Genomic DNA, 12,761 nt, shown 5'->3' with positions numbered 1-12,761 from the left:
ACCATAGGCGCTGGGCTTTCCCGCGATAATCCCACACAATCCGCACAGGTTGTGCAGGATGGCGAACAATGAACAACGAGCTGGGTGATCTGAACGCCTTCGTGACGGTGGCGCGCGCCGGCGGCTTTCGCGAAGGGGCGCGCTCGAGCGGGGTCAGCGCCTCGGGCCTGAGCGAAGCGGTGCGTCGCCTGGAAGCGCAACTCGGCGTCCGGCTGCTGAACCGCACGACGCGCAGCGTCGTGCCGACCGAGGCCGGCCAGGGCCTGTTGGCGCGACTCGGCCCGGTGTTCGCCGAGATGGAGGCCGCGCTGGACGTGATCAACGTGTTTCGCGACAAGCCGGCGGGCCTGCTGCGCCTCAACGTGCCGGTGAGCGTGGCGCGGCTGGTATTGCCGTCCATCGTCCCGCCCTTTATGGCGGCCTACCCCGAGATTCGCCTCGAAGTGGTCACCGAGGAGAGCTTCGTCGATGTGCTCGCGGCGGGCTGCGATGCCGGCATTCGCTACGAGGAGCGGCTGGAGCAGGACATGATCGCGATCCCCATCGGGCCGCTCACCCAGCGCTTCGCTGTGGGCGCCTCGCCCGCCTATCTCGAGCGCCGCGGGCGGCCGTCGCATCCCCGCGAGCTGCTCGACCATGCCTGCCTGCGTCATCGCTTCCCCAGCGGGGCGATGCCGCCCTGGGAATTCGAGCGTGACGGTGAGGTGGTGCGGGTCGACCCCCACGGCCAGATGATCGTCGAGGCCGGCGGGGCGAGCGATCTGGCCATCGAGGCGGCGGTCGCCGGCCTGGGCATCGTCGGTCTGTTCGAGACGTGGCTGGGCCCGCGGTTCGACAGCGGCGAGCTCGAGCCCATCCTCGAGCCCTGGTGGCAGCGCTTCTCGGGGCCCTTTCTCTACTATCCGGGACGCCGTCTCATGCCCGCGCCGCTGCGGGCATTCGTCGACTTCGTCAAGGCGTCGGGAGGCGGCGCCTGAACGCCGCGATGCCCGAGGCACCATTCATCAAGAAGTCACTCACCAAGGAGCCCATTGCGTGAAACCCGAGGACCTGGAAAAGCTGGTGACCCGCAGAATGCCGTTCGGCAAGTACGAGGGCCGGTTGATCGCCGACCTGCCCGGACCGTACCTGAACTGGTTCGCGCGGGAGGGTTTCCCGCGCGGTGAGATAGGCCAGCTGCTCGAACTGATGCACGAGATCGACCACAACGGTCTGAGCGACCTGCTCGTGCCGTTGCGGCAACAGCACGCCGAATGACGCTCGCTCACCCGGGTCTGGCGGCCGCCCTCGCCCGCAGCCCCAGCCAGGCATTCGCGACCAATGTGACCAGGGTGAGCGTACCGCCGTAGACGGTGGCGCCCGGTGGGCGTTCTCCGAGTACCCACCAGACCCATAGCGTGCCGAGTATCGCCTCGACGAGGTAGAAAAGCGCGACTTCGGCGGAAGGCAGGTAGCGCGTCGCGTTATTGATCAGCGCCGTCGCCAGCGGCATCTGGACCAGCCCCATGACGGCGAGGACGGCGTAGCTGCCGGGGGCGAGTTTCAGCGGGGTCGCCATGGGCAGTGCGATCACCGCCGAGACGAGGCCGCCGGCGACGATCAACGGTAGCCTGTCCATCGCGGGAAAACGTCGCAACAGCGTGAGATTGCCGCCCACGGCCGCAGAGGCGCCCAGCGCGTAGACGTTGCCCAGCATCCCTGCGCTTTCCATCGAGCCGGCGAAGACGATCAGTAACCCCAGAGTCGAGAACGCGATCGCCACCCAGGTTCGCGCCGAGACGGTTTCGCGCAGGCAGAAGCGGGTCAACAACGCCGCGAACAAGGGCGCCGTGCTTAGGATGACCACGACGTTGGCGACCCGTGTATGCATGACCGCCATGACGAACAGTATGGACATGGCGGCCAGCAGCAACGCCGACAGCAGGGCGGCGCCCTCGTGGCCCTTCAAGGTGGCAAGACGCGATTTCCGGCAATAGAGAAGCCCCATGGAGAGCGCCATCAAGCTGCCCCGCCAGAACACGATGTTCCAGCCGTCGCTCGATGCCAGGCGGACCAGCAGGCTGTCGAAGCTCAACACCAGAACGCCGAACGCGGCCAGCAGCAGGCCACGGCGGTGATCCTGCAATTCAAGAGACATCGCATGGACCTCGCGTCCAAGGTTCGGGGGCCACGCCGTTGGCGACGCGCCCCCCAGCGATGGCAGCAGCCAGCGGTGGCGCCATCCGCGTCAGGTGTCGGTGGCCACACCTTGCGGCGCCCCGGCGCGGCGGGTTCTGGCGACCCGATAGCCCACCGCACCGGCGATGAACAGCATGCCGCCACAGCCAACTGCCAGTGCATAGGCGCCCAGCGTGGCCGAATCGGCGACGTGGAAGCGGTCCGCCAGCCCGGCGAGCGTTTCCGCGTATTGGTACCACAGGAAGACACCCACCAGAATCCCCGTCACCATGGTGCAGATGGCGATCCGGCGTGTGCCGCTTTCCCAGCGACCCTGGATGTCTTCATCCCGCCGATGCAGGCTTGCCAGGTAGTCGCGCTCCGCCTGGCTGACCGTAGTCAGGCGCGAGGCCAGCATGATGGCCACTACCGCCGCCGCGGTACTGATCACGACGGGGTGCAGATAGACGGGCAGCGCGATCCATTCGGCTTGGGTGGCCAGCGAGAGCAGCAGGTTGCCGACGAAGCCGACGATCAGGCCCCAGGCCGCGCCGGCGGCGGTGATCCGACGGCTCCAGATGCTCATCAGCGCCACCGGCCCCCAGGACGAGGCGAACAGGGTCGCCGCGAACCACACCACGGCCATCACCGCCGGCGGCTGGAACAGCGCCAGCACCAGCGCGGTCAGGCCGGCGGCCAGCACCGCGAGCCGGCTTGTGCGCATTGCGGTTTTCTCGTCACGCGAGGCGGGCAGGATGTCGTTGGAAAGGCTGAAGCCGATGATCGACAGGAAGGTCGAGCAGGACGACAACCCGGCCGCAAAGACACCGGTCAGGATGACGATACCCAGCCAGGTCGGCAGCACGTTGAGCGCCGACCAGACCATGGCGTGCTCGGCATCGAGCCCGGGGTCGTAGAGGTTGATGGCCGCGCCGGTCATCATCATCAGGGCATAGAAGATCGCCAGCGCCACGGCGGTGAGCATCGCCGAGCGCATCACCACGTGCTCATTGCGAGCCATCAGATAACGGCTGGCCTGCCAGGGGCTGGCGGCGAGCACCGCAGCCCAGACCAGCCCCAGCGTCAGCCCCCAGGTCAACGCCTCGGCGGGCGAGGAGAAGGTCGCGTCGTCGCCTTCGACGACACCGTGCCATAGCGCGATGCCGGGCTTGTCGGACTGGCTCAGCAGCCCTTCGATGACACCGTGCCAACCGCCCAGGTCGTTGATGATGTAGAGCGAACCACCCAGCGCGGCCAGCGAGAAAATGACGAACATCACCGTGTCGGTCAATACCACGCCGGGCGACCCTGAATACAGAATGAAGCCGGTGTAAGTCAGCCAGACCAGCACCAGCCCCACCCAGTACGGCAACCCGGTGAGCTCCTCGAACATGATCCCCGCACCCTGCATCACGCCCAGCAAGTAGGCACCCAGCCCGACCACGGTGGTCAGGCCGGCAACCACCTGCACGCGCCGAGAGGCGAAACGCTTGCCGAAGAACTCGGGCACCGTAAGGGCGCCGCTGCGCCGCAGGTAGCGACCGAAGGCCAGCGCGCCCAGCAGACAGCCCGAGGTACTGATGGCGGCAAATATCAGCATGACGAAGGGATACCCGCTGTAGGCGAAGCCGGTCTCGCCGAGGAAGGCGCTGGTGCTCAGGTAGCTGGCCACCAGCGTACCGAGGATGAGAAAGGTCGGCGCATTCCGACCTGCAACCAGGTAATCGTCGAGATGCTTGACGCGACGCCCAGCCAGGTGACCGATGATGAAGTAGCCGATCAGGCTGAGCAGAATGGCGGTGGTATAGACCATGGCGGAAACCGTTCTTGTTCATTGGAGCCCGCCATAATGCGGGCCGTGCCCATACCTATCGTTCTCTCAACGTCACGCCGAAAGGTTTACGCGACACCGATCCGTATCCATTCCTCGGTTAAGCCGGCCCCGTCGAGCCCGGCGGCGAAGCCCCGTTCGGCCGCCGATGTCGTGAAGGGAACGCTTGACGTCGCCAACGGGCCTGCCGCTCAGGGGGCGTTGCATGAAGCTCTGGGTCGACCATTACAATCAAAAGGATTCCCTCATGCTTGGCAGCCCCCTGCTTACGCTCGGCCGTGTTCTGAAGCGTTCCCTATTGACGCTCGGCCTGGTGACACTGGCCGCGCCCGTCTACTCGGCCTCCAGCATGGATTTCTCGAACGAATACAATGCCAGTTCAATCCATGCCCAAGGCGATGCCTGGTTCATCGACCGGGTCAAGGAACTGACCGACGGCGAAGTCGACATCACTCTGCACACGGGCGGCTCGCTGGGCTTCCGCTCGGCGGATCACTTCTACGCCGTAGCCGACAATGCCGTACAGATCGCCGATAGCCTATCCGGCACTCTGGGCGGCATCGACCCCATTTTCCTGCTTTCCTCATTGCCCTTCGTGGCGGACGATATCGAATCCGCGCATCGGCTCTACGACATCGCCCGGCCCGAATACGCCAAGGTCTTCGAGGACAACAACCAGATTCTGCTGTACGCCTCGCCGTGGCCGGCCAGCGGTATCTGGTCCAAGAACGCGGTGACCAGCATGGAAGATCTCCAGGATCTCAAGATCCGCAGCTACGATCGCAACGGCACGGAGACGCTGATGAACGCCGGCGCCTCGCCAGTGAAGCTGTCCTGGGCCGATGTCGTGCCCCAGCTTGCCACCGGTGGCGTCGAGGCCGTGCTGACCTCGGCAGAGGCGGGCGCCAACGGCAGCTTCTGGGAACATCTCAATGACTTCAGCGCCATCAACTACGCCGTTCCACTCAACATGGTGCACATGAACAAGGATGCCTTCGAGGATCTCGACAAGGCCACTCAGCAGGCGGTCCTCCAGGCAGCCAAGGAAACCGACGTCCACAACTGGGAAGTGGTGAAAGCGCGCCTGGAACAGAACTACGCCCAGCTGCGTGACCATCAGGTTGCCATCCATGACCCCATCCCGGCCGAGTTCCAGGCCGGCCTGGAGAAGGCGGCCAAGCCGGTGGTCGAGAACTGGGTCGAGACGGCCGGGGATCGCGGCAATCGCATCCTCGAGCAGTATCGTAGCCAAGAGAGCGAGTGATGGCGGCCTCAGAGTCGCCCGGGGACGCCGCAACCGGCGGCAATCTCAACCCCGTCGTCGCGCTACTGAGCCGGCTGTCCAGCGCCCTGGCGGCGCTGGGCGCCGGTGTCGCCATGCTGCTGGTGGTATATATGCTCGGGCACATCCTGTTCGAGATCGGTCTGCGCCTGTTCGGCCGTTCCACATTCATCCTCGACGAGTACATCGGCTACAGCGTGGCGGCGATGACCTTTCTCGGCATGCCCTACGCCCTAGTAAAGGGCGGGCTGATCCGTGTGTCTCTCGTCCTGGAGCGTCTGCCCCAGGGCTGGCGCTGGCCGCTGGAGCTATTCGCCAGTATGTCTGCGCTGCTCGCCTTCGGCTGGCTGGCCCGATACTGGACGCTGGCCGTGGAGCGCAGCTATGCACGCGGCATCATCAGCGAGACGATGGCCAGAACCCCGCTGTGGATCCCCCAGTGCGCAGTCCTACTGGGCTTGTACCTGCTCTGCTTCACGCTCGCCGTGCGTGCGCTGCAAATCCTGGCACAGCGCCAGATCTTCAAGCCCGGAGGCCAATGAATGGACATGCTACTCACTGGCGCCGGAGTCATCGCCTTGTTGCTCGGCGTCCTGGCCTTGGGCAGTTGGGTGTTTTCCGGCCTGGTCATCGTGGCCATGCTCTCGCTATGGGGGCTGGGCGACTTCGACGCCCAGCGGATCGGCCTGATCCTCTCCAAGATCCTGTTCCGCGCCGCCAACAGTTGGGAGCTCTCGGCTATCCCACTGTTCATCCTGATGGGCGAGCTGATCTTTCGCTCCGACATCTCCGAACGGTTGTTCCGGGGCCTGACGCCGCTCACCCGGCACCTGCCCGGCGGCATTCTGCACACCAACGTGCTGGGCTGCACCCTGTTCGCCGCCGTTAGCGGCTCCAGCGCCGCCACCACTGCCACTGTCGGCAAGATCACCACCCAGGAGCTGGCCAATCGCCACTACGACCGCAACCTGTCGATCGGCTCCCTGGCCGGCGCCGGCAGCCTGGGGCTGCTGATACCGCCGTCGATCGTGATGATCGTCTACGGCGTCCAGGCCGAGGTCTCGATCAGCAAGCTGTTCATGGCGGGAGTACTTCCCGGGCTGCTGATCGCCGTGCTGTACATCGGCTACGTGGCCATGCGCAGCTTGATCGACCCGAGCGTGGCGCCCCGCGACGATGGCGATGCGACCGGCATCGGGCGCGCCCTGCTGAATCTGGCACCGGTACTGGGACTGATCGTGATCGTCCTCGGTGCCATCTACAGCGGGATCGCCACGCCATCCGAGGCGGCCGCGGTCGGTTGTGCCGCTACCTTGGTGCTACTCCTGTGGGAACGCCAGCTGACCCTGAGCCTGTTCATCGACGCCCTGCGCGGCGCGCTGATCAGTTCGGTGATGGTCTGCAGTCTGCTCATCGCGGCCGCCCTGCTATCCACCGCCATGGGGTACCTCCACCTACCGCGCGATTTGGCTAGCTGGATTGCCGACCAAGCGTTCTCGCCGGTGGCCCTGCTGCTGGCCATGGCCCTGTTTTACGTGGTGCTGGGATTGTTTCTGGATGGAATCTCGATCACGGTGATGAGCCTGCCGATCACGCTGCCGATTATCGTCCAGGCCGGTTACGACCCACTGTGGTTCGGCGTCTTTCTGGTGATCATGGTCGAGCTTGGACAGATCACGCCGCCGGTCGGCTTCAATCTGTTCGTGCTGCAGGGGCTGACGGGGGAAAGCATCGGCCGCGTGGCGCTGGCGGCTGCGCCGTTTTTCGTCCTGATGTGCATCGCGGCCTTGCTCATCTGCCTCTGGCCCTCGATCGCTCTTTGGTTGCCGACCGTGCTCTCGGGCCGTGCCTGAACTGGTTCGCGCGGGAGGGATTCCCGCGCGATGAGGTCGGCCAGCTGCTCGAACTGATGCACGAGATCGATCATAACGGCCTGAGCGAGCTGCTCGATCCGCTACGTCAGCGTGATGCCGATTAGCAAATAGGCGGCGAGGGACAGCAGTGCCACCGCGAGCGCGAAGGGAATCTGCGTCTTGATATGGTCGATGTGATCGGAGGCTGCGCCGGTCGATGCGAGCACCGAGGTATCCGACAGAGGTGAGCAGTGATCGCCGAACACCCCGCCCCCGGCGACTGCCGAGACGGTGACGTAGACCAGCGGGGTGATGGCGTCAGCGCTGAAGTTGAAGGCCAGGGGCACCGCCAGGGGCATCATGATGGCGAAGGTTCCCCACGAGGTGCCGGTGGAAAAGGCGATCAGCGAGGCGATCAGGAAGGTCATGGCCGGCAGCAGCGAGGGTGTGAGCCAAGCGGAGGTGGCCTCGACGATATAGTTGGCCGTGCCCATGTCCTTGGAGAGCTGATTGAGCGAATAGGCCAGAGCCAGGATTATTATCGCGGGCATCACCCCTTTCATGCCCGAAATAGAGGTCTTCATGATGTCGTTGAAGGGGATGCCCTGCAGCCGCATGACGATGCCCAGGAACACGGCGGCGGCCAAGAAGGCTTCCATGGTCTTGGCCGAGCCCATGACGATGAACGTGCCCACGGCGACGCCGATCACGATCAGCACCGGTGCGAAGAAATTCAGCAGCAGGCTGGTACGCGCCCCTTCGTAGGCGGGGATTTCGGTCAGCTCTTCACCGATCAGCGGCTCGGCGCCGTCGCGCAGTACCTTGCCCTCCTCCTGGGCGCGCCTTTCCGCCTTGCGCATCGGCCCGAAAAGCGGAATCACGCCGATGATCACCAGGCCGACGACCAGCACGGAAAGCCAGGCGTAGAGATTGAATGGAATGGCATGGAGAAAGACGCCCATCGCCTGCGTGGCATTCTCGATGGGGCCCATGCCGATCAACAGCCCGGAAATGAACACCGCCCATCCGGTAATGGGCACCAGTACGCTGACCGGCGCCGAGGTGGAGTCGGCGATGTAGGCGAGCTTCTCGCGGGAGACGCGATAGCGGTCGGTCAAACCGCGCATGGTGCTGCCGACGAACAGCGGGCTGAAATAGTCGCTGAAGAACACGAACATGCCCATCAGCCAGGCGATCAGCTGTACGCGGACGCGTGTCAGGGCGCGGCGTTCGACCCAGGCGGTGAAGTTCTGGATGGCACCGGTACGCTGGAAGAAGGCGATCACCGTACCGATGAACAGTTCCAGCAGCAGTATCCAGGAAAAACTGGTGGTCCCGAGGGTTTCCTTGAGCAGGGTCGGAAAGCCCATCAATCCGTTGCCCAGGGCGATGACGCCCGCGAAGCACGCCACGGCCAACGAGAACACCGTATTGCGCGTCATAAACGCCAGCACGATGGCCAGCGCCGCCGGCATGATCGATATCAGCCCAACATGATCTTGAGGATCCATTGCAGTCTCACTTTTTATTGTGGTCGAGGGGTTCAGGTCTCGCTTTGCGCCTTGCGACGCTCTATTTCACTGGTCAGATAAAAGCCGAGGCGACGCACGGGATCGGGCGGCATCCAGCTGGCCGTGCCGAATAGCGACGCGATGTCCTCCACCGGCAGGCCCATGGCATGGCGGGCCAAGGCGTCGCCAAGATAGGTGCCCTTGACGATCCCGCCGCCGTTGCAGCCTGCGGAGACGTACAAGCCCGGCTGGATCTCGCCCCATAGCGGCGCGCCGTTATGGGTGAAGCCGGTGGTGCCGCCCCACATCTTGTCGAAGTGGAGCGGTGCGAGTTCGGGGTAACGCGCCTCGAGGCTCGCGCGCAGCTTTGCCTCGATGCGCGCGTTGTCCGCTTCGCGCTCGTAGCTGTAGCGCGAGCGAATCATCAGGCGCCCGTCGCTGGTAGTGCGTAGCGTGCAGCCCAGCCGGTGCGCCGGAAGCAGGCCCCAGGTCTCGGCCGCGATGCGCTCGCGGTGCGGTGATGCCAGTGGCGGCGTGACGGCGGCGTAGGTGTAGATGGCGGTCAGCCGCGCCCGGTCGGCGCCGAGGGCACGCGAGAAGGCGTTGTTGGCGAGGATCACCCGGGTGGCTCTCACCTCGCCCTCGGGGGTCGTGATTCGCCAGTCCTTGCCGTCGGCGACGATACCCGTGGCCGGGGTCCGCTCGTGAAGCTCGATTGCTTCGTCCAGGCTATCGGCCAGCCCGGTGATCAACGCCGCCGGCTGGACCAGGTAGCAGTCCGGCGAGTAAAGGCCTTCCTGGTAGTAGCGAGTGCCGATGCGCGCCTCGAGCTGCTCGCCATCCAGCGGCTGATAGCTGAGCCCGGCGGCCTCGAGGAAGTTGCGGTACTGGCGCAGCGAGCGCCGGCCGACATCGCTACGCGCCGCGCGATAAGTGCCGCTATGGCGAAGCTGGCAGTCGATGCCCTGCCGCTCCACCCGCTCTCGCAAAGTGGCCATCGTCTGGCGACTGAGCGCGTTCAGTTTGGCCATGCGCGCCAGTTCCTCCGGGCGCGCATCGTTGGCGAGCGCCACCTCGAGCATGAACCCCGAGTTGCGCCCGGGGCTGCCCTCACCGACCACGTCGGCTTCCAGAATCTTGATGCGGTCTTGAGGGCGCTCCCGCTGCCAGGTCATGGCCGCGGAGATACCGGTATAACCGGCACCGATCACCACGACGTCCGCCACCGCCTCCCCGCGCAACGGCGGATGCGGTTTACGTTCCGCTAGCCAGTCGTTCCAGCCGCAGGTGCGTTGATGAGAGGGATGGGTGAGGCGTGGCATCGGGTTCAATCCAGGTAAAGCAGGCCATGGGCCTGATCGATCATCTCGCCGACTTCTTCCCGCATGCCTTGCAGCACCTCCTGGCGGTGCGTGTCGGTCATGCGCGACTTGAGCATCGAGCAGCTCATGGCGCCCAGCGGGTGGCCGCTGTGGTCGAGAACGGGGACCGCCAGGCCGGTGTACTCGGGCAATTGGGAGCCCTCGACGCCGCGGGCGAAGCCGTGGGCGAGCACGTGATCGATCTCCGCCTCGATGCTGGCGATGGACAGCGAGAACTCGTCACGCAGGCGCTCAGCGTTGTTGACGAGAATTTCCTGGCGCTCGGCCTCACCCAGATAGGCGAGCAGGGCGATCGAGGCCTGCCCGACGCCGAGCGGCAGGCGACCGCCCGTGGCCCGCACGAAGCTGCCCACGGGATAGGCGCCGTTCTGCACTTCCAGACAAACGGCATTGACGCCATCGCGAGCGAACAGATAGAAGCTGTCTCCCAGGCGCTGGGCCAGGGCCAGCAGTCTCGGCCGCGCCAAGTCGCGCAGCCCCGCGCCGTTGCCCGCCTGAGCGCCCAGTACCAGCAATTCGTAACCGAGCATGTAACGGCCACGAATCGGCGCAGAACGCAAGAAACCTTGCGCCTTGAGCCCCTTCAGCAGGCGATAGAGCGTGGGGCGGCTGAAATCCATGGCGTCCAGATAGTCGTCGACGCTCGCACCGCGATATCCGCCGCGTGCGGTGATCTGCAGAATCTGCATGGCATGGGCCAACGTGCTCGGCCCCTGGGCGGGGGCGCTATCTTTCGCAGACATGGCTTTCGCGGGCATGGCTTTTGTCGTTATTGGTTGATGTGCCGAAGAACATAGCAAGACAAATTTCCGACTTCATCTCATTAAGTGAGACAAGACGATATTGGCAGACGGCAGCGTTGTCTCAGCGGCAGTTATTGTCAGCATCTCAAGAAAAGCTGATCTAGGCTGGATAGCGTTTCGAGTTATCCAAAAACAGATTTGAGTCGAAGGCGAATCACTGGAATGGCTCGCTAATCCGATAATGACGATTCGAATAACGAGACAATTAAAGGCCAGGTTAAAAGCATGAAAGTGAAACGCATCATGTCCAATGCCGTGACATCCGACCTCAGCAAGGCGAAGGCCTTTTACGGCGATCTATTGGGCCTTGAACTGCTTATGGATCATGGCTGGTTTCAGACTTACGGTTCAGATGAAAAGATGACGCTTCAGGTGAGTTTCGGGTCCGAAGGCGGCTCGGGGACGCCCGTGCCCGATCTGTCCATCGAAGTCGACGACATCGAGGCCGCATTGGCACGATTCAAAGAGGCGGGTGTGACTATTGAATATGGGCCCGCAAGCGAGCCTTGGGGCGTGCGGAGATTCTATGTTCGCGATCCTTATGGAAAGTTGCTCAATATTCTGCAGCACGAATAGCCGATCCTGACGAGCGCTGCCGTCACGCGCTCGAGTGCGCGTGGCGGCCTTAGTCGATCTCTCCGAATGGGCTCGCCTCGCCCTACAACCCCTCGGCGGCCAGCGCCAGGTTGGGCGCCAGGGGCAGCCGCGGCAGCAGCGTGGCCTGGTAGGCGTGGTAGAGATCCGGCTTGACGTCTCCCTCGTCGGGGTCGATGGCCAGTTGGCCGTCGAGCTCCTGCTGCCAGCCGCCCCGCGCGCGATCGATGAAGGTGACATCGACGAAATCCCAGAGTTGCCGGTACCAGCGCTCATAATGGGCCTCGTTGGTGCGCCGGAGAAACGCGGCCGCGGCGGCCAGCGCCTCGGCGTGGGTCCAGTGGCGCCGGCGGCGGGAATTGGGCCGGCCCTGCCAGTCCACGGTATAGACCAGACCCGGGGCGTCGTCGCTCGCCCAGCCATCGCGCAGGCTGGCATCAAACAGCGCGGCGGCGTCGCCGAACAGCCAGGGCGGTGCCGCCCGGCCGCGGGACTCCAGCGCCGCTTCCAGATGCAGCATCAACCGCGACCACTCGAAGCCGTGCCCCGGCGTGGCGCCATAGGGGTAGAAACCGTCGTCGGGCCGGTCGGCGTTGTAGTCCGGGCGTTCGGTCCAGTCGCCGTGGAAGTGTTCGAGGATGCGGTAATCGCGGGCGGCGGCGTGACGATGGATCAGCCGCTCGACGATGGCCAGCGCGCGGTCGAGCCACACCGGCTCGTCGCGCACATCGGCCAGCGCCAGGCACAACTCCACGCCGTGCATGTTGCTGTTGCCGCCGCGGTAATCGCTCAGTTCGCTCCAGTCCTGGCTGTAGCGCTCGACGAAGGCCTGCTCGTCGGTCGACCAGAAGCGGGTATCGATCACCCCGACGGCCTCGTCGAGCAGCGTGGCCGCGCCGGGGATGCCGGCGTGCGTCGCGGTGGCGGCGCCGAGGGCGACGAAGTGATGGATATAGCACTGCTTGGTGTGATCGCCGGTGGTAGCGGGGTCGGCCGCGAACCAGCCGCCGTGACGCTCGTCGCGCAGCACGCCGGCAAGCGCCTGGATGGCGTGCTCGGCCAGCGCCGCGGCCCCCGGCACGCCCTGCAGCGCCGCCAGGGCGTAACTGTGCGCCATGCGCCCGGTGATCATGGTATCGGCCTCGGCGCCCTCGGGTATGCGTCCGTTGCCATCGAGCGCCGCGAAACCGCCGGACGCCAGGCGCGCCTGACGGTGGAAGTCGAGCAGCGCGAGCCCTTCGCAGGTCAGCCAGTGGTGATGGGTGGCGCTATCGAGCCAGCGCCGGGGCTTTTGAGCAGTCTTGTGGGTCATCGAACCATGCCTTGTGTCGTCGAGCGGGGCTCGGCC

The 12,761-nt window shown here is 65.0% G+C and carries 12 protein-coding genes and 1 pseudogene; 7 read left to right on the top strand and 6 right to left on the bottom strand.

Translation table 11 applies throughout. From position 1 onward, the window contains the following. Window positions 1-68 precede the first annotated feature (68 nt). A complete protein-coding gene (locus R6258_RS12410; RefSeq protein ID WP_318450707.1) occupies window positions 69-977 on the top strand; it encodes a LysR family transcriptional regulator in 909 nt (302 codons plus the stop codon). Between the two features lie 58 nt (window positions 978-1,035). Beyond that, window positions 1,036-1,257, top strand: coding sequence for a DUF3820 family protein (locus R6258_RS12405; RefSeq protein WP_318450705.1), 222 nt, complete (start codon window positions 1,036-1,038; stop codon window positions 1,255-1,257). A gap of 7 nt (window positions 1,258-1,264) precedes the next feature. Here the strand turns inward: R6258_RS12405 and R6258_RS12400 are convergent, their stop codons facing one another. Both R6258_RS12400 and R6258_RS12395 read right to left on the bottom strand, forming a co-directional pair. Next, window positions 1,265-2,137 (bottom strand): DMT family transporter, encoded by an 873-nt coding sequence (locus tag R6258_RS12400; protein ID WP_318450703.1) that lies wholly within the window; start codon window positions 2,135-2,137, stop codon window positions 1,265-1,267. A 90-nt stretch (window positions 2,138-2,227) separates the two neighbouring features. Further along, the gene (locus tag R6258_RS12395) at window positions 2,228-3,970 is read right to left on the bottom strand and encodes a sodium:solute symporter family protein (protein ID WP_318450702.1); all 1,743 of its coding nucleotides are present in this window, start codon (window positions 3,968-3,970) and stop codon (window positions 2,228-2,230) included. Between the two features lie 265 nt (window positions 3,971-4,235). On the opposite strand from R6258_RS12395, the gene R6258_RS12390 reads away from it, so the two are divergent. From R6258_RS12390 to R6258_RS12375, 4 genes and pseudogenes are all read left to right on the top strand, one after another. Then, window positions 4,236-5,252: a TRAP transporter substrate-binding protein gene (locus R6258_RS12390; RefSeq protein WP_318450700.1), complete on the top strand. Its 1,017-nt coding sequence runs from the start codon at window positions 4,236-4,238 to the stop codon at window positions 5,250-5,252. Next, on the top strand, window positions 5,252-5,812 hold the full coding sequence (locus tag R6258_RS12385) for a TRAP transporter small permease (protein WP_318450699.1): 561 nt from the start codon (window positions 5,252-5,254) through the stop codon (window positions 5,810-5,812). Before R6258_RS12390 ends, R6258_RS12385 begins: the two co-directional genes overlap by 1 nt. Further along, window positions 5,813-7,123 (top strand): TRAP transporter large permease subunit, encoded by a 1,311-nt coding sequence (locus R6258_RS12380; RefSeq protein WP_318450698.1) that lies wholly within the window; start codon window positions 5,813-5,815, stop codon window positions 7,121-7,123. It begins immediately after the preceding gene. Continuing rightward, a pseudogene (locus R6258_RS12375) lies at window positions 7,090-7,248 on the top strand (putative quorum-sensing-regulated virulence factor); the annotation flags it as partial. The gene R6258_RS12380 and the pseudogene R6258_RS12375, both read left to right, overlap by 34 nt. Here the strand turns inward: R6258_RS12375 and R6258_RS12370 are convergent. From R6258_RS12370 to R6258_RS12360, 3 genes are read right to left on the bottom strand one after another with little or no spacing between them, the layout of a single operon-like run. Further along, window positions 7,225-8,634, bottom strand: a complete 1,410-nt coding sequence (locus tag R6258_RS12370; RefSeq protein WP_318450696.1) for a Na+/H+ antiporter NhaC family protein — start codon at window positions 8,632-8,634, stop codon at window positions 7,225-7,227. The pseudogene R6258_RS12375 and the gene R6258_RS12370 overlap by 24 nt on opposite strands. Window positions 8,635-8,666: 32 nt before the next feature. Further along, window positions 8,667-9,956: an FAD-binding oxidoreductase gene (locus R6258_RS12365; protein ID WP_318450694.1), complete on the bottom strand. Its 1,290-nt coding sequence runs from the start codon at window positions 9,954-9,956 to the stop codon at window positions 8,667-8,669. 5 nt (window positions 9,957-9,961) lie between these two features. Continuing rightward, a complete protein-coding gene (locus R6258_RS12360) occupies window positions 9,962-10,759 on the bottom strand; it encodes an IclR family transcriptional regulator (RefSeq protein ID WP_318450692.1) in 798 nt (265 codons plus the stop codon). A gap of 285 nt (window positions 10,760-11,044) precedes the next feature. On the opposite strand from R6258_RS12360, the gene R6258_RS12355 reads away from it, so the two are divergent. Further along, window positions 11,045-11,395 (top strand): VOC family protein, encoded by a 351-nt coding sequence (locus R6258_RS12355; protein WP_318450690.1) that lies wholly within the window; start codon window positions 11,045-11,047, stop codon window positions 11,393-11,395. A gap of 82 nt (window positions 11,396-11,477) precedes the next feature. On the opposite strand, the gene R6258_RS12350 is transcribed toward R6258_RS12355, so the two are convergent. Beyond that, entirely contained in the window at window positions 11,478-12,725 is a 1,248-nt protein-coding gene (locus tag R6258_RS12350; RefSeq protein ID WP_318450688.1) for an AGE family epimerase/isomerase, read from the bottom strand. Window positions 12,726-12,761 lie beyond the last annotated feature (36 nt).

It is taken from the genome of Halomonas sp. HP20-15 (assembly GCF_033446685.1).
Classification (GTDB): domain Bacteria; phylum Pseudomonadota; class Gammaproteobacteria; order Pseudomonadales; family Halomonadaceae; genus Modicisalibacter.
Note: the sequence above shows the minus strand (reverse complement) of the source record. Positions and strands in the feature narration are given on the sequence as shown.